The organism is Microbacterium sp. CCNWLW41, from assembly GCF_037083505.1.
In genome coordinates this window covers 22,915-39,139 of sequence record NZ_JBAOJP010000012.1, presented here as the reverse complement: position 1 = coordinate 39,139, position 16,225 = coordinate 22,915, and the positions used below count along the sequence as shown (strand labels likewise).

Genomic DNA, 16,225 nt, shown 5'->3' with positions numbered 1-16,225 from the left:
CGGTTGAAACACTCAGAGAAGTGAGCGATTTACGCAGTACTGGTGACACCTTTGCGCTAATTGTGCAGTATGGGGATATTCGCGGAATCCGACGTCGGCAACGGGGGAACGTCGGCCGGACGAGCGATGTCCTATGACCGACCACTGAGACGTGCCGCGGCATCCTCAGCGGGCGCGGTGTCCCCTCGGGTGCACCGTGCTCCGAGGCCTGTGTGATCGCGGTCGTCTCTCCCCGACCCATCATTCTGCAAGGGGGCAGACAGCATGAACCCTGGAAAGCACCGGATGTCCTCCCGCGGCCGGGGCCTCGGCCGCGTCGCCGCGGGAACGCTCGCCCTCGCGCTCGGCGTGACCCTCAGCGCGTGCTCGACGGGCCCGGCGCCGGCCACGAAGCTCGACCCGGACGCCGACGTGACGATCACCTGGTGGACCGGGCAGGCGGACCAGGCGCAGACGATCCTCAAGGGCCTGGCGGAGGAGTTCGAGAAGGAGCACCCGAACGTCACGATCGAGATGTCCTCCGGGGCGCCCTCGACGGAGGACCTCCTGCAGAAGCTGTCCTCGTCCTTCGCGGGCAACACCTACCCGGACATCTCCTACGCGTTCGGGTCCTGGGCGAGCGAGCTGGCCGGATCCGGCCGCACCCTGGACATCACCGACAGGGTCGAAGGTGACGCCGACCTGGACTGGGAGGGGTTCTCGGGGGCGGCGCGGGCGACGGCGCAGCCGGAGGGCGGGGCCACGATCGGGTTCCCGGCCGTGGTCGACAACATCTCGCTCATCTACAACAAGACCGTGTTCGACGCGGCGGGCGTGGACTATCCGACCGAGGACTGGACGTGGGAGGACTTCCGCACCGCCGCGGCCGCGCTCACGAACCCCGACACGAAGACCTACGGCTACGGCTACTCGGTCTCCGGATCCGAGGAGACCACCTGGCAGTTCTGGCCGCACCTGTGGCAGCGGGGCGGGGAGATCCTCGACGGGGACAAGGCCACGTTCGACTCCGCCGAGGGTGTCGAGGCGCTCACGTTCCTCCAGTCGATGGCGGTCGACGACGCCTCGGTCTACCTCGACCAGACGGACACGAAGTTCGGCCAGTTCTTCGCGAGCGACCAGATCGGGATGATCACCTCCGGTCCGTGGATGCTCTATGACCTGCAGAAGGCCGGGACGAAGTACGGGGTCGTGCCGCTGCCGGGAACGGACGGCGACCACACGACGATCTCCGGCGCCGACATCTGGGTGCTCTTCGACCACAAGGATCCGAACCGCGAGCACTGGTCGTACGAGTTCATGAAGTGGCTGACGGCCCCCGAGCAGGATGTGCGCTGGAACGTCGTCTACGGGAACCTGCCGCTGCGCGAGAGCGAGGTGGACTCGCCCGAGTTCCAGAAGCAGGTGGCGGAGATGCCGGGGATCGAGATCATGGCCGCCAACAGCGCGAACGCGACGATCCCGCGTCCGACCGTTCCCGGCTATGTGAAGCTCTCCGAGGCCGTGGGGACCGCGATCTCCCAGGTCCTGCAGGGGCAGGCGGAGCCCGAGGCGGCCCTGAAGGAGGCCGCTGAGGAGGCGACCGCCGCGCTGGAGGACCAGTGAGTCGAGGGGCAGCGGCCACGCGCCCCGGCGCCCTGCGGCGCCGGGCGCGGGAGAGCCTGACGGGCTGGGGGTTCGTCGGCCCGGCGACGCTCATCGTCCTCGGGCTGTCGCTCTTCCCCGCGGTCTGGGCCTTCCTGCTCTCGCTCCAGAAGTGGAACGGGTTCGCGACGCCGGAGTGGGTCGGCACCCGCAACTACTCCGAGATGATCACGGACGCCGACCTCGGCGCGGCCGTGCTTCACACGCTCGTGTACACGGCCATGTTCGTGCCGGCCTCCGTGCTGCTGGGACTGGGGCTGGCGGTGGCGCTGAACCGGCGCATCGTCCTGATCGGCGTGTACCGCACCCTGATCTTCCTGCCGTTCGTCGTGTCCGCCGCGGCGACCGGAATCCTGACCACGTACCTGTTCAACCCGCAGTTCGGGCTCGTGAACAACGCCCTGCGGATCCTGGGGCTTCCCCAGCAGGGCTGGCTGGAGGACCCCTCCCAGGCGATGCTCGTCATCGCGATCATGTCCGTGTGGGGGCAGGCCGCCCTGACGACGGTGATCTACCTCGCGGCGCTCCAGGACATCCCCGCGGAGCTGTCCGAGGCCGCTCGCGTCGACGGGGCGAACCGCTGGCAGACGTTCTGGCACGTGATCTTCCCCCAGCTCGCCCCGGTCACCGTGTTCGTCACGATCTGGCAGGCCATCCAGGCGATCCAGCTGTTCGACGTCGTCTACACGACGACGAGGGGCGGTCCCCTCGGCGCGACGGAGACGATCGTCTACTACCTGTGGAACGCCGCCTTCCGCGAGCTCGAGTTCGGATATGCCTCGGCGGTCGCCTACGGGCTGTTCGCCGTCACGCTCATCGTCACGATCGCCGTCGTCCTGTGGCAGCGGCGCACTGCGAAGGGGATCACCGTATGACGACCTTCCTCGACCGGCCCGCGCCCGAGGCGCCGGAGGCGCCGGCGACGACCCGCACGATCACCGTGGCGAAGCGCCCCCGGCGGCGGCGGTCCTGGGTCCACCTCCTGCTCGTGCCCGTGGCGCTGCTGTTCTCGGTGCCGTTCCTGCAGATGTTCCTCACCTCGCTCACGCCCGAGTCGGAGATCAACCGTTTCCCTCCGAGCTTCATCCCCTCGGAGCTGACGCTCGACGGCTACGTGAAGCTCTTCGAGCAGTCCGACATCCTGCGGTGGCTGGGCAACTCCGTGATCGTCTCGGCGGTCGGCATCGTCGCGCACATCGTCCTGTGCTCCCTCGCCGGGTACGGGTTCGCGCGTCTGCGCTTCGCCGGCCGCAACGTGAGCTTCCTCATGATCATCGCGACGATCATGATCCCCACGCAGCTGCTGATGGTCCCGACCTACGTGATGTTCGCCACCGTGGGGATCATCGACACCCTCATGGCGGCGATCGTGCCGTGGCTGGCGAGCGTGTTCGGCATCTTCCTCATGCGCCAGTTCTTCCTGTCCCTGCCCGCCGAGCTGGAGGAGGCGGCGATGCTGGACGGCTGTTCCCGCTTCGGCACGTTCTGGCGGATCATCTTCCCGCTCGCCCGTCCCGCGCTGGCCACGCTCGCGATCTTCACCCTGCTCGGCTCCTGGAACGACCTGGTCTGGCCGCTGATCGCGATCAACGACCCGAACGCGTTCACCGTGCAGCTGGGGATCACGAACTTCCAGGGCGCGCGTCGGACGGACTGGTCCCTGCTGATGGCGTCGAACGTGATCGCGACCCTCCCGCTCATCGTGTTCTTCGTCTTCGCGCAGCGGCAGTTCATCGCGACGATGACGTTCTCGGGGGTGAAGGGGTGAGCGCCGGGACGGGAGCGGTGCGCCGGCTGCTCGTGATCGGGGACGCCAACGCGGACCTCGTGCTCCGCGGGGACGTCGTCCCCCGGTTCGGCCAGGCCGAGCAGATCCTGGACGCCGCCGACCTCGTCCTCGGGGGCTCCGCGAGCATCGTGGCCTGCGGCGCCGCGCGCCTGGACGTGCCGACGTCGCTGCTGGCCCGGATCGGGGACGACGCGTTCGGGGCGTTCGTCCTGGACGCCCTGCGCGAGCGCGGCGTCGACACCGCGGACGTGCGCGTGCGCGCGGAAGCGGCGACCGGGCTCTCGGTGATCCTGTCGGCCCCCGAGGACCGGTCGATCCTCACCGCGCTCGGCACGATCCCCGATCTCTCCGCGGAGGACGCGATCGAGCGGATCCGCCGATGGCGCGGAACCGCGGGGATCCTCCACGTCGCCAGCTACTTCCTGCAGCCGGCGCTGGCCGCCGGCCTCCCCGCCGTCCTCGCGGAGGCGCGGGAGCGGGGGTGGACGACGTCGCTCGACACGAACTGGGACCCCGCGGAACGCTGGCTCGGCCTCGCCGAGGCGCTGCCCCATCTCGACCTCCTCCTCCCGAACCGGAGCGAGCTGCGGGCGATCGCCGGCGCGCTGGGCGTCACGGACGCCCCGGACGAGGAGCTGGCCCGCGCCCTGTCCCGCCGCGGCCCGCGCGTGGTCGTCAAGGACGGTGCCCGCGGAGGCTGGTCGGTCCGCGGGGAGGACGCGGTCGAGCGCGGGCCCGGACGCCGGGTCGACGTCGTCGACACCACCGGTGCGGGGGACAGCTTCGACGCGGGCTACCTCGCCGCGCTCGCGCACGGGGTGGGGGCGGAGCGGGAACGGCTGCGCTGGGCCGCGGTCGCGGGCTCTCTCTCCACGACGCGATCCGGCGGCACGGCGGGGCAGGCGACGCGAGGCGAGCTCCTCGCCGCGCTGACCGGCTGATCGGCCCGCCGCCCTCCGGGCGTCTCAGCCCCGCGGGGTCTCGTCGTCCGCCGCGATCTGCACGTCGACCCCGGCCGCGGCGATCGCGGCGAGCTCGGCGGGATCGGCGCTGGAATCGGTGACGAGGATGTCGATCTCCGACAGATCGGCGACCTTCGCCAGGGTCGCGCGCCCGATCTTCGACCCGTCGGCCACGACGACGACGCGGTCGGCCTGGGTGACCATCGCGTGGTTCGTCCGCGCCTCGGTCTCGTTGTGGGTCGTCGCCCCGCCGCGGACGCTGATGCCGTCGGTGCCGAGGAACGCGGTGCCGACGTTGATCGCGCCGAAGGTCTTCTCGGCGAGGACCCCGACCGCCTCCAGGGAGCTGGAGCGGATGAACCCTCCCGTCATGATGACGTTCAGCCGGCTCCGCGTCGCCAGCTCCACCGCTGTCGTGAGGGCGTTCGTCGCGACCGACAGGTCGTCCCGGGACGCCAGAGCGCGGGCGACGGCCGTGGCCGTCGTCCCGCCGCTGATCGCGACGGAGTACTGCCCCTCGGGGAGCAGCCGCGCCGCATGCTCCGCGATCCGGAGCTTCGCGTCGCGGAAGCGCGAGTCCCGGAGCTGGACGGGGACCTCCGTGGTCGGGTCCAGCGCCCGCGCGCCGCCGTGCGAGCGGATCAGCAGGCCCTGCTCGTCCATCTCGGCGAGGTCGCGCCGCATCGTCGCGGTCGAGACCCCGAGATCGTCGGCGATCTCGGTGAGCCGTGCGGTTCCCCGCTCGTTGACGTAGCTGAGGATGAGGGACATGCGCTCCGTGCGACGCCGTGACGTCGCCTGCGGAGTGGCCCCGGGTGTGATGGGCATCGGGTTCCCTTCGTTCTTGTCCGAAGCATCAGGGCGATATATTCGATCACTCATAGTGAGCGAAACAAGCAAACTGTGCGGCAATTATTGCGCGGAATCCGCGCAGTCGGCAATCATCAAGACATGGTCAACATCGTCTTCATCGGCGCAGGCAGCGTCGTCTTCACTCGTCAGCTCGTGGCCGACATCCTCCGCCACCCGGAGCTGTCCGATGCCCGCCTGGTGCTGCACGACATCGACGCGGACCGGCTCGCGGTCGCGGAGGCCACCGCGTCGCACGTGAACGAGCGGCTCGGTGCCCGAGCGGAGATCGTGGCCGCGCCGGACAGGCGGGACGCGCTCGACGGCGCCGACTTCGTCATCAACATGATCCAGGTCGGCGGCATCGAGGCCACGATCGCCGACCTCGAGATCCCCGCGCGGCACGGTCTGCGCCAGACCATCGGCGACACCACCGGGATCGGCGGCGTGTTCCGCGCCCTCCGGACCTTCCCGGTGCTGACCGCGCTCGCCGAGGACATGCGCGCCGTCTGCCCGGACGCGTGGCTGCTCAACTACACGAACCCGATGGCGATGAACGTCTGGTGGCTCTCCGTGGTGGCCCCGGACATCAAGGCGGTCGGGCTGTGCCACAGCGTCTTCTGGACCGCTCACGACCTCGCCGAGCTCATCGGGGTGCCCTTCGAGGAGACGCACTTCCGCGCCGCCGGCGTCAACCACCAGGCGTGGCTGCTGGAGTGGACGCGCGACGGGCAGGATCTCTACCCGCTCCTGCGCGAGCGCATCGAGGGCGATGAGGAGCTCGCCCGTCGTGTCCGCGTCGAGATGTTCCGCCGGCTGGGCCGGTACCCGACGGAGACGAGCGAGCACTCGTCGGAGTATCTGTCCTGGTTCCTGCGCTCCGACGAGCAGATCGAGCGGTTCCGGCTGAAGCCGCTGGAGTACGTCGACATCAGCCGCGAGAACGTCGCCGAGTTCGAGGCGACCCGGGACGCGCTGGCGGCCGGACGCGACCTGGATCTTCCCGAGGGGGCCAGCGAGTACGCGCCGCAGATCATCCACTCGCTCGTCACCGGCACGGAGCGCGAGGTGCACGTCAACGTGCCCAACCGCGGCCTCATCGACAATCTCCCCGCCGACGCGGTCGTGGAGGTGCCCGCGGCCGTCGGTGCGGGCGGACTGGTCCCGCGGCCGATGGGGTCCCTGCCCGCTCCGCTCGCCGCGGTCAACATGCCGTACATCTCGGTGGGGCGGCTGGCCGTCGAGGCCGCGCGGACCGGAGACCCGATCCTCGTGCGCCAGGCCGTCCTGATGGACCCGAACGCCCAGTCGACGCTCACGCCGGAGCAGATCTGGCAGGTGTGCGACGAACTGACCGAGGCCCATGGGGACCTGCTGCCCGAGGCGCTGCGCGCGAGCGCCGGTGCCGGGGTCGCAGCCCGCTGAGAGCGGTGCCCCCGGTCGCCGCAGGACCGGGGCGGAGGACAGCAGGAGCCAGGAAGCGACGACACGCATGAAGGAGAGATCGATGAGCATGGCGACGACCCTGACCGGGGTGCTGGCGACGGCGGCGGTGCTGACGGCGTGCGCGGGCACGACCCCGGCGGCCTCGTCGACGACGGGGGAGTCGGCCGGGAAGGCCGCCGTGGCCCTCCCGCCGACGAGCGGCGTCTTCGACTATCAGCTCGGCGGCGCGTACGACAAGGTGGACGCCGGAACGGGGCCCGTGGCCATCGACGTCGTCGTGCGGGACGCCACTGCGACGCCGCTCGCCGGCGCCTACAGCGTCTGCTACGTGAACGGCTTCCAGACGCAGCCCGGGGAGGCGGAGTTCTGGCTCGGGCACGAGGACCTGCTCCTGCACGACGCCGCGGGGACGCTGGTGACCGACCCGGACTGGCCGGACGAGTACATCCTCGACCCGAGCACGGAGGATCAGCGCGACGGCATCCTGGCGATCCTCGGCCCGGTCATCGACGGCTGCGGCCAGAGCGGGTTCGACGCGGTCGAGATCGACAACCTCGACACGTGGACGCGCTTCGCCGAGATCGACGAGGCCGGCGCGCACGCGCTCGCCTCCGCTTACGTGGATCGCGCGCACGGGGCCGGAATGGCGATCGCGCAGAAGAACGCCGCAGAGATCACGGCGTTCGCGCACGAGGAGCTCGGCTTCGACTTCGCGGTCACCGAGGAATGCGGCGTCTGGGAGGAATGCGCGGCGTACACCGACGTGTACGGGGATCACGTCCTCCAGATCGAGTATCCCGGGGCGCTGGAGGAGGCGGGCATGACCTTCGCCGAGGTGTGCGCGCGAGAGGACAGGGCGCCGCTGACGATCCTCCGGGATCTCGACCTCGTCGCCGCGGGCGGGGCCGGCTACGTGTACGAGAGCTGCTGACGCCATGCCCGATCCCCTCATCGGCGGGCACGCCGCCGGCGAGACCGGCCCGGGTCTGCTCCTGTCGGAGTGGGCGCCGCGAGCGCAGGTCTCGCTCCCCGTCACGCACGTCCCCCGGGCCGCGGTGCCCGCCATCGACGTCCACAACCACCTTGGCCGGTGGCTCACCGGCGACTGGTGCGCGCCGGACGTGCCCGCGCTGCTCGACCTGATGGACGAGACGAACATCGCCGCGATGGTCAACCTGGACGGCCGATGGGACGAGGAGCTGGACGCCAACCTCGACCGGTACGACAGAGCGCACCCCGACCGCTTCCTCACCTTCTGTCACGTGGACTGGGAGCGGCTGGCGGAGCCCGGCGGAGTCCCGGCGCTGCAGCGTCGGCTCCGGGAGTCGGCGGACCGCGGCGCGCGCGGGGTGAAGGTGTGGAAGAACCTGGGCCTGTCCGTGCGCGGGCGGGACGGAACGCTGGTGCGCCCCGACGCGCCGGAGGTCGTCGACGTGCTGGGAGTCGCGGGGGAGCTCGGGCTCCCGGTGCTCATCCACGTCGCGGATCCGAAGGCGTTCTTCGATCCCCTCGACCGGTTCAACGAGCGGATCGACGAGCTGGGACAGCAACCGCAGTGGTCCTTCGCGGACCGGTCGCGCTTCCCGTCCTTCGACGAGCTGATCGACGCCCTGGAGCGGCTGCTGCTCGCCACGCCGGGAACCCGCTACATCGGCGCGCACATGGGATGCGTCGCCGAGGACCTGGACCGGGTCGAGCGCCTCCTCGACGCGGCCGAGAACCTCACGGTCGACATCGCCGGGCGCCTCGGTGAGCTGGGTCGTCAGCCGCGCCGCTTCCTGCGCCTCGTGGAGCGGTACCCGGATCGGGTCCTGTTCGGGACGGACGCCTTCCCGCTCGATCGGGAGGACCTGCTCACGCACTTCCGCTTCCTCGAGACCGACGACGAGGGCTTCGACTACGCCGCGGGGTCGCCCGTGCCGCCGCAGGGGCGCTGGACGATCTCGGCCGCGAACGTGCCGCGGCGCCTGCTCCCCGCCCTCTACTCCGGGAACGCGAAGAGGATCCTCGGCCTCTAGCGAGCCGGTGGTGACATAGTGGAGCGATGGTCACTCAACAGGGGTGGTTCGCGTCACATCGGGAGCTGCCCCGCTCCAGCGCTGCCGAGTCGATTCTCGACGATCTCAGAGAAGGCATCCGCAGCAAGAGCCTCGAAGTCGGGGCCCGGCTCCCCTCGGAACAGGACCTCGCGCGCCACTACGGTGTGAGCAGACCGGTCGTCCGGGAGGCGCTGCGCTCGGCCCAGGCGCTCGGGCTCACCCAGACCCGGACCGGCAGCGGCACGTACGTGATCTCGGAGACGCCGCGGCCCTCGCAGCGGTTCGGCGAGTACTCGACCCGCGACCTCGTCGAGTCGCGCCCGGCGATCGAGGTGCCCGCCGCCCGGCTGGCCGCCCTCCGCCGCAGCGACGAGCAGGCGGCGGCTCTGCTCGACATCTGCACCCGGATGGAGGAGGAGCGGCAGGCGCGCGAGTGGGTCCGGCTCGACTCGCTCTTCCACGCCAGCATCGCCGCCGCCTCCGGCAACGCCGTGTTCTCCTCCGTCGTGGCCGACACGCGCGAGGCGCTGTCGCAGCAGTCCGAGATCATCAACCTCGTCGCCCACCGCCGCGAGCCCTCGAACCGCGAGCACCGGGGCATCGCCGAGGCGATCCTCCGAGGCGATGCCGACGGTGCCGCCCGCGCCATGCAGGAGCACCTGGACTACGTGGAGGCCGTCGTCCGTCCGATGATCGACGAGGGCTGAGCGCCCCGCCGCCGTCCGGCATCAGTCGGTACTCTGCTCGCCCACGAGGTTGATCGCGAAGAGCGCCCGCCGCTCGTCGGCGTCCAGCCCGAGCGCGGTGAGGACCCCGAGCTTCGCGAGGGCGGCGTCGGCGGTCAGGTCGTATCCGTCCCACGCGCCCGCTCGGTGCAGCGCCGCGCCGACCGCGTACCGCCGGAGCTGCACGGTCCCGGTCTGGCACTGGGTGATCGCGACGACCGGCGTCCCGGCGCGCGTGGCGTCCTCGATCGTCTGCCGCAGCGCGGTGTCGCTCGTCGGCGCCGTTCCGGCGCCGTAGCACTCCAGGATCAGGCCGTCGGGGTAGAGGTCGGCCGCGGCGCGGACCAGGCGGGCGTCGAGTCCAGGGAACACCCGGAGGAGCCCGACGGCCGGCAGGGGGCGCCCGCCGCGCTGCCGCGGATCCAGCGCCGCCAGTCGCGAGCGCAGCACGGCGGTTCCCGCGGCATCGGCGGCGAGCGGACGGAAGGCTGCGAAGGCCTCGTCCTCGTCGGCGGAGCGCTTCACGGCGCGGACGGCGGGGAGCACGGATCCGCCGAACGCGATCCGCACCCCCGGCGCGCCGTCGTCGGCGTGCCGGTAGGCGAGGGCGAAGTTCGCGGGGGCGTCGGAGCCCGGCTCGTCGACCGGTCGCTGCGCGCCGGTGAAGACGATGGGGATCGGGACGTCGGCCAGCGCGAACGCGGCGACGGCGGCCGTGTACGCGAGGGTATCCGTGCCGTGCACGACGAGGACCCCGCGAGCGCCCGTCACGTGGTCGCGGATCGTCGCCGCGATGGAGAGGGCGTGGGTGAGGTCGGCGTCCGCGCTGTCGATGATCCGCGGGATCGGCAGGTACCGCCACGGCCGGGCGGAGGGGTCCGCCGCGCGGACGAGGGCGGCGAGCGTGGACTCCCGGTCCGCGGCCGCCTCCAGCCCGTGCCCCTCGTCGCGCATCCCGAACGTTCCCCCGGTGTACACGACGAGCAGCTCGTCCTCGATGGTCGGCGTCCGGTTCGCGGCCACGGCCAAGGTCCTCCTCGAAATGATGTCAGGTTGTCAATCTGCTAGACAGGTTTGCGCAGAATCGCTAGCCTGGGCCACGAACGACCCGGATCGCAGATGCGTCGAGAGCACCCTACCTCCCCTCCCGCCTCGCGATCCCCGGTCGCTCGACGTGTCCAGTTCCCCCGATGGAGAGGAAACGCGCTCATGAGTGCCGCAACGGAACCCGGCGTGCAGACGAGGCCCGCGGTCGACGAGACCAACGAAGAGTTCATGCTCGAGCGGGTGCCGCAGAAGGCGCGCCGCTCCTGGTGGTCCCAGTTCGTCATCTGGGTCGGTTTCGGCTATGTGCCCACCGGCCTCATCGTCGGCGGCCAGCTCGCCGGCACCGCCGAGGGCGGAGGCATGCCGTTCGGCGACGCCGTGCTCACCATCGTGCTGGGCCAGGGCGTGCTGCTGCTGCTGACCTTCGCCCTGGGGTTCGCGGCGATGAAGACGGGGCTCAACCTGTCGCTCATCTCCCGCTTCTCGTACGGCCGGAAGGGGATGATCCTGCCCATGCTCGTCATGGGGCTGCTCACCCTCGGCTGGTTCGCCTCCATCGTCGGCATGGTCGGCGACATCTTCAACGCGGCGTTCGGCAGCTTCACCGGGATCACCATCTTCAACGGCCTCAGCCTGGAGTTCGTGATCTTCTCGCTGATCTGGGGCGCGATCTTCACTTGGTCGGCGTGGAAGGGGATCGTCGCCCTGGAGCGGATCTCCGCGCCCGCCGCGCCGTTCGTCCTCATCGTCGCGATCGTCGCGGCGGTCATGATGATCTCCGAGTTCGGCGGGTTCGGCAACGTCCTCGCCGAGGGCGCGAACCGCTCCGGGACCTCCATCGGGACCGGGATCACGGTGATCATCGGCGCCTGGATCGCCGGGGTCATCATGGGTGTCGACATCTTCCGGTTCGCCAAGACGGCAGCACACGTGTTCATCGGGGCCGGGGCGTGCTTCATCCTCACCAACCCCCTGCTGAACTTCATCGGCTACACCGGCAGCATCGCGACCGGAGACGCGAACTTCATCTCGTGGATGGTGACCAAGGGCGTCTTCTTCGCGATCCTCGGCGTCATCCTGTGGGTCGTCGCCCTCTGGACGACGAACATGTCCGAGCTGTACTGCAACGCCCTGTACGTCGGTCCCGCGGCCAACGCGATGGGCATCCGGATCGCCCGGCCGAAGATCGTCATCACCGTCGGGATCATCGGCAGCATCCTCGGCGCGTTCGGGTTCTACTCGTTCTTCTTCGCCGATTTCATCACGGTCCTCGGCGCCGCGTTCGTCCCGCTCGCGGGCCCGATCCTGGCGGACTTCTTCGTGGTCCGTCGCCGCGAGTACACGTCCGCGAACGTGGACGAGCTGCCGGCCGTGCGTCTTCCCGGGATCATCTCGTTCCTCATCGGAGCCGTGCTCGGCATCGTCTTCCAGTACTGGATGCCGCTTCCCGGGGACTTCCCCGCCGGGCTCGGCGCGCTCATCATCACGTTCGCGCTGCACCTCGTGCTCTCGAAGGTGATGGCGGGGCGGCCCGAGCAGCGGATTGTGGAGTCCGCGGACGCCGGGATGCGCTGACCCGGAACCTCATCGATCCCCCGTGCCGCGGCGGCACGGGGGATCGATGCGTCCGGGCCGGCTCAGCCGTTGACGCGGTCCGCGGCGGTGGCGGGCCGGGGCACCTGGTCCATGAACTGCTCCGCGATGTCGATCCGGCGCAGGAACGTGACGCCCTCCTGCTCCTTCGCCCAGGCGATGAACTCCGCCAGGCCGTGCGCGCGGGCGGGGTTGCCCGTGATCCGCGGGTGCAGGCCGATCGACATCATGCGTCCGCAGTCGTCGCCGTCGTCGAGGAGCTGCAGCACGGTGCGCCGGGCGACGTCGACGAAGTCCGAGGGGGATCCGAATCCGGTCCCCATGATGTACCGGCAGTCGTTGACGGCGAGGGAGTACGGCACGACGAGGTGCGACCTCTCCCCGACGAAGGTCCAGTAGGGCAGGTCGTCGCCGTAGTAGTCGGAGTCGTAGAGGAACCGGCCGTCCTCGACGAGGAGCTCCCGGGTGTTCACCGACATCTCGCGGCAGTACCAGCCCTGCGGGGTCAGGCCCATGCGAGAGAAGGAGTCCATCGCGAGGCCGATGATCTCCTTCTCCTCCTCGCGGGAGTACTCGTAGTGATCGATCCAGCGGTAGCCGTGGCCGACGAGCTCGTCCCCGCGCGCCAGGATCTTCTCGGCCACCCGGGGGTTGCGCTCCAGGGCCACGGCGGCGCCGAAGACCGTGATCGGGATCTCGTGGCGGTCGAAGATGCGGAAGAGCCGCCAGATCCCCGCGCGGGAGCCGTACTCGTACATCGACTCCTTGGCGAGGTCGCGCTGGCCCTCGACGTCGAACGGCAGCTCGTACATCCCGTCGTTGCGGCCGTCGCCCATCGCGAACGTCAGTTCCGAGCCCTCTTCGTAGTTGATGACGATGTTGATCGCCACCTTCGCGCCGCCCTCCCAGCGGATCACCGGGGGGTTCTCGCCGTACCCGAGGATCTCGCGGTCGGGACCGGGCACCCCGGGGATGTCGTCGTTGCGGTACCAGTGGTTCTTCGCGACCTGCTGCGGATCGGGCATGCAGGATCTCCTCCCTGTTCGGCCGGGCGGCGTCGTCCCTGCGTCCGAAACCGACGCGCCCGCGGCACATCTGTCAATCTGCTAGACAGCTTTCACTGTATCGACGCCTCCGTACCCGCACAAGCGCGCCGAACCCGAGGCGGCCGGGCACCGTGCGGGGCTACCGGCAGAGCAGCTCGTCCACCGGGGGCAGACGATCCAGCACCGAGATGCCGGCGATCTCCTGCGCGACCTCCTCGGCCGCACTGGTGAGGTGCGCGTGGAGGATCGCCACCGCCCTGTCTCCGTCGTGATCCGACATCGCCTCGACCATCTGCGCGTGCTGCTCGTCGTGCTCGCGGCGAATCGGCGAGCTGGCGAAGGAGATGTCGCGGTACCGGGCGGTGTTCCGCCAGCCGGGAACCAGCGCCCGCACCAGCCAGGAGTTCTGGCAGGTCTCGTAGAGGAGGAAGTGGAAACGCTCGTGCGCGCTGATCATGGCGTACGCGTCCTCCTTCGCGACCGCGGCCCTGCGCTCCTCGTTCGCCGCGAGGGCGGCTGCCGCGTCCTCGGCGGTGAAGTTCGGCGCGCCCAGCCGGAGCGCGAGCGTCTCCAGGTACAACCGGCTCCGGTACGTCTCGACCAGGTCGTCGATGCTGAGCTCCCGCACCTGCGCGCCGCGATTGGGGAGCATCTCCACGATGCCGAGCGAGGCCAGCTCGCGGATCGCTTCGCGGACCGGCATCATCGAGACCCCGAGGTCGGTCGCCACCTCGTTGAGGCGGATGAAGGAGCCGGGCGGGTACGCGCCCTCGAGGATGCGCATGTAGAGCTCGGTCGCGACGAAGTCGACGCTCGATCGCGGCGGCGCCGTACGGTACCTGTCCATCCGGGCGCGAGCTCCTCCCGTTCCACGCAACATGATCGCCCCTAGCGTATGCGGTTCGTCAGCGCGCCCAGCCCCGTGGCCCGCGTGACGAGCGTGTCTCCGGAGCGGAGGAACACCTTCGGCTCGCGCGCGTTGCCGATGCCGCTGGGGGTGCCGGTGAGGATCACGTCGCCGGCGTCGAGCGTCATGCCGCGGCTGAGCTCCTCGATGAGCTGCGGGATGTCGAACGCCATCTGGCCGACCACCGCGTCCTGCATCACCTCGCCGTTCAGCTCGCACTCGATCCGCACCCGGTCGAGATCGTCGATCTCGTCCCGGGTCGTGATCCACGGACCGAGCGGCATGGTGCGGTCGATGCTCTTGCCCTTGAACCACTGCCCGCCGTGCGCGCGCTGCACGTCCCGCACCGAGACGTCGTTGGCCAGGGCGTACCCGAAGACGTGGTCCATGGCGTCCGCGCGGGGGATGTCCTTGCCCGCGGTGCCGATCACGATCGCGATCTCGGCCTCGTAGTCCCACTGGTCGCTCAGCGCGAAGTCGCACTCGATGTCGTCGGCGGGTGCGATCACCGTGCGCGGCGACTTCGTGAAGAACGTCGGATGCTCAGGACGCCCGTCGGGATCCTGCCCCTCGCGCTTGCCCCTCGACTCCTCGAAGTGGTCCCAGTAGTTCCAGCCGACGCAGAGGACGTTGCGTCGCCAGCGCTGGATCGGCGCGCCGAGCACGGCCTCGGCGAGGGGCACCTCGGCGACGGGGCGGGACGCCGGGTCCAGCCCGCCCGCGGTGATCACATCGTCGACGAGGCCGGCCGAGGCCGGGTGGACGTGCACGGTCTCCCCGGAGTCGGACAGCACGCCCACCCGCCAGCCGTCGTTGTGGCGGATCGCGCAGTACCGCATCAGCTCGCCCCGTCGTGGATCACGGCGATGGCGTTGATCTCGATCAAGTAGTCCTTGTTGACGAACTTCGACACCTCGACCATCGTCGACGCCGGGGCGACGCCGGTGAAGTACTGCTGGCGCACCTCGTGGATCGCCGCGAAGTCCTCCATGTTGCGCACGTAGACGTCGACTCGGGCGATGTCGTCCAGCGTGCCGCCGGCCGCCTCGACCGCCGCCTGCAGGTTCTGGCACACCTGGTGGGTCTGGGCGCTCACGTCGCCGACGCCGGTGACGCCGCCCTGGGCGTTGCGGGCCGTCATCCCCGAGATGAAGACCATCCGGCCGTCGAGGCGGGCCTGGGTCGCCTGGGCGAAGTGGCCGTTCGGCACGGCGAGAAGATCCGAGGTGATCTGGGTCTTGGGCATGGGTCTCTCCTTCGGTGGGGTGGCTCAGAGGGTGTCGGCAGCGCTCGTGTACCACTCGGGCTGCGTCGGGTAGTGGGGGCCGTCGTACACCTCGAGCAGGACGGTGTCCTCCTCGGCGTGGGTCGGGCCGTGCAGGCACCCCTTCGGGTTCCAGTAGAAGGAGCCCTCCTCGAGGACGAGCCCCGTGGGCACGTAGCGATACCGACCGGACAGGCAGAACATGAACTGGTTCGAGGCGTGCGAGTGACGCAGCGGGATGCCGGAACCGGCTCGGAACCGCACCAGCGCGATGGACGCGCCGGTCTCCTCGTCGCGCCACAGCGGCTTGTGCGACAGCCCGTCGAGGGTCTTGTCGAGCCATTCGTGGTCCTTCGACTGCACGAGGATCTCGCGGAACCGGTACATCACCTCGCTCTCGCCGTCGCCGGCGACGGCCTCCTCGCGGGAGCCGTCGGCGGCGATGCCTCCGTAGCGGGCGGGGTCGGAGAGGTTGCTCGCCCATTCCTCCGCGTCCACCCCGTCGGGGCGCGGCGGACGGGGGATCAGCTGCTCCTGCTCACGCGGCTCCATCACGCCACCCTCCCGGCAGGTTCTCGCCCTGGTCCTTGAACTCGATCAGCCGGCTCACGTAGCGGGTGCGGCCGACGTTGGTCAGCATGTGCACGGGGCTGGGCAGCATCTCGATGGTGCGCCCCACGAACTCGTGCACGTCGCGGGAGGTGCCGTCGAGGTACGTGATGCGGTTGTCCGCCGCCTCGATGGCGATGACGAGATACGGGTTGTGGTGCAGGTGCCAGGGCTGTGACTCGCCCGGCTCCAGGCTGATGTGCCACACCCGGGTGTGCTCGTTCTCGAGGATGACCTCCTGCCCGACGTCGCCGAGGATGACCTCGCCTCCGTCCGGCAGGGTGATGATGTCGCCTTTGGCCAAGATT

At 70.1% G+C, this 16,225-nt stretch carries 17 protein-coding genes; 9 read left to right on the top strand and 8 right to left on the bottom strand.

The window, feature by feature from the left end; genetic code table 11:
* Positions 1-264 precede the first annotated feature (264 nt).
* The 4 genes from V6R91_RS31605 to V6R91_RS31590 are packed head-to-tail and all read left to right on the top strand — an operon-like array spanning position 265 to position 4,371.
* Positions 265-1,602 (top strand): ABC transporter substrate-binding protein, encoded by a 1,338-nt coding sequence (locus V6R91_RS31605; RefSeq protein WP_336398652.1) that lies wholly within the window; start codon positions 265-267, stop codon positions 1,600-1,602.
* Entirely contained in the window at positions 1,599-2,516 is a 918-nt protein-coding gene (locus V6R91_RS31600; RefSeq protein ID WP_219085906.1) for a carbohydrate ABC transporter permease, read from the top strand. The genes V6R91_RS31605 and V6R91_RS31600 overlap by 4 nt, the downstream gene beginning before the upstream one ends.
* Positions 2,513-3,409: a carbohydrate ABC transporter permease gene (locus tag V6R91_RS31595; RefSeq protein WP_219085907.1), complete on the top strand. Its 897-nt coding sequence runs from the start codon at positions 2,513-2,515 to the stop codon at positions 3,407-3,409. Before V6R91_RS31600 ends, V6R91_RS31595 begins: the two co-directional genes overlap by 4 nt.
* Positions 3,406-4,371: a carbohydrate kinase family protein gene (locus V6R91_RS31590; RefSeq protein ID WP_336398651.1), complete on the top strand. Its 966-nt coding sequence runs from the start codon at positions 3,406-3,408 to the stop codon at positions 4,369-4,371. The genes V6R91_RS31595 and V6R91_RS31590 overlap by 4 nt, the downstream gene beginning before the upstream one ends.
* Before the next feature lie 24 nt (positions 4,372-4,395).
* Here V6R91_RS31590 and V6R91_RS31585 read toward each other — a convergent pair whose 3' ends face one another.
* Entirely contained in the window at positions 4,396-5,220 is an 825-nt protein-coding gene (locus V6R91_RS31585) for a DeoR/GlpR family DNA-binding transcription regulator (RefSeq protein ID WP_067244056.1), read from the bottom strand.
* A 123-nt stretch (positions 5,221-5,343) separates the two neighbouring features.
* Between V6R91_RS31585 and V6R91_RS31580 the strand changes: the two genes are divergently transcribed.
* From V6R91_RS31580 to V6R91_RS31565, 4 genes are all read left to right on the top strand, one after another.
* A complete protein-coding gene (locus tag V6R91_RS31580; protein ID WP_336398650.1) occupies positions 5,344-6,666 on the top strand; it encodes an alpha-glucosidase/alpha-galactosidase in 1,323 nt (440 codons plus the stop codon).
* An 82-nt stretch (positions 6,667-6,748) separates the two neighbouring features.
* A complete protein-coding gene (locus V6R91_RS31575; protein ID WP_336398649.1) occupies positions 6,749-7,618 on the top strand; it encodes an endo alpha-1,4 polygalactosaminidase in 870 nt (289 codons plus the stop codon).
* 4 nt (positions 7,619-7,622) lie between these two features.
* Entirely contained in the window at positions 7,623-8,705 is a 1,083-nt protein-coding gene (locus V6R91_RS31570; RefSeq protein WP_231819142.1) for an amidohydrolase family protein, read from the top strand.
* A 26-nt stretch (positions 8,706-8,731) separates the two neighbouring features.
* On the top strand, positions 8,732-9,433 hold the full coding sequence (locus V6R91_RS31565; protein WP_336398648.1) for a FadR/GntR family transcriptional regulator: 702 nt from the start codon (positions 8,732-8,734) through the stop codon (positions 9,431-9,433).
* 21 nt (positions 9,434-9,454) lie between these two features.
* Here V6R91_RS31565 and V6R91_RS31560 read toward each other — a convergent pair whose 3' ends face one another.
* Positions 9,455-10,474 (bottom strand): asparaginase domain-containing protein, encoded by a 1,020-nt coding sequence (locus V6R91_RS31560; protein ID WP_336398647.1) that lies wholly within the window; start codon positions 10,472-10,474, stop codon positions 9,455-9,457.
* Between the two features lie 186 nt (positions 10,475-10,660).
* Here V6R91_RS31560 and V6R91_RS31555 point away from each other — a divergent pair, with 186 nt between their 5' ends.
* Complete coding sequence (locus V6R91_RS31555) at positions 10,661-12,073, top strand: purine-cytosine permease family protein (protein WP_169797656.1); 1,413 nt, start codon at positions 10,661-10,663, stop codon at positions 12,071-12,073.
* A 62-nt stretch (positions 12,074-12,135) separates the two neighbouring features.
* Here V6R91_RS31555 and V6R91_RS31550 read toward each other — a convergent pair whose 3' ends face one another.
* The 6 genes from V6R91_RS31550 to V6R91_RS31525 all read right to left on the bottom strand — a co-directional run bounded on the left by V6R91_RS31550 (position 12,136) and on the right by V6R91_RS31525 (position 16,221).
* Positions 12,136-13,116: a polysaccharide deacetylase family protein gene (locus V6R91_RS31550; RefSeq protein WP_336398646.1), complete on the bottom strand. Its 981-nt coding sequence runs from the start codon at positions 13,114-13,116 to the stop codon at positions 12,136-12,138.
* 160 nt (positions 13,117-13,276) lie between these two features.
* Positions 13,277-13,984, bottom strand: a complete 708-nt coding sequence (locus V6R91_RS31545; RefSeq protein WP_231819140.1) for a GntR family transcriptional regulator — start codon at positions 13,982-13,984, stop codon at positions 13,277-13,279.
* A gap of 41 nt (positions 13,985-14,025) precedes the next feature.
* Positions 14,026-14,883 (bottom strand): fumarylacetoacetate hydrolase family protein, encoded by an 858-nt coding sequence (locus V6R91_RS31540; protein ID WP_336398645.1) that lies wholly within the window; start codon positions 14,881-14,883, stop codon positions 14,026-14,028.
* A complete protein-coding gene (locus tag V6R91_RS31535; RefSeq protein WP_271060128.1) occupies positions 14,883-15,290 on the bottom strand; it encodes a RidA family protein in 408 nt (135 codons plus the stop codon). The genes V6R91_RS31540 and V6R91_RS31535 overlap by 1 nt, the downstream gene beginning before the upstream one ends.
* A 24-nt stretch (positions 15,291-15,314) precedes the next feature.
* The gene (locus tag V6R91_RS31530; protein ID WP_336398644.1) at positions 15,315-15,860 is read right to left on the bottom strand and encodes a cupin domain-containing protein; all 546 of its coding nucleotides are present in this window, start codon (positions 15,858-15,860) and stop codon (positions 15,315-15,317) included.
* Positions 15,847-16,221 carry a hypothetical protein gene (locus V6R91_RS31525; RefSeq protein WP_217996191.1) on the bottom strand — a complete coding sequence of 125 codons (375 nt, stop codon included), beginning with the start codon at positions 16,219-16,221 and terminating at the stop codon, positions 15,847-15,849. Before V6R91_RS31525 ends, V6R91_RS31530 begins: the two co-directional genes overlap by 14 nt.
* Positions 16,222-16,225 lie beyond the last annotated feature (4 nt).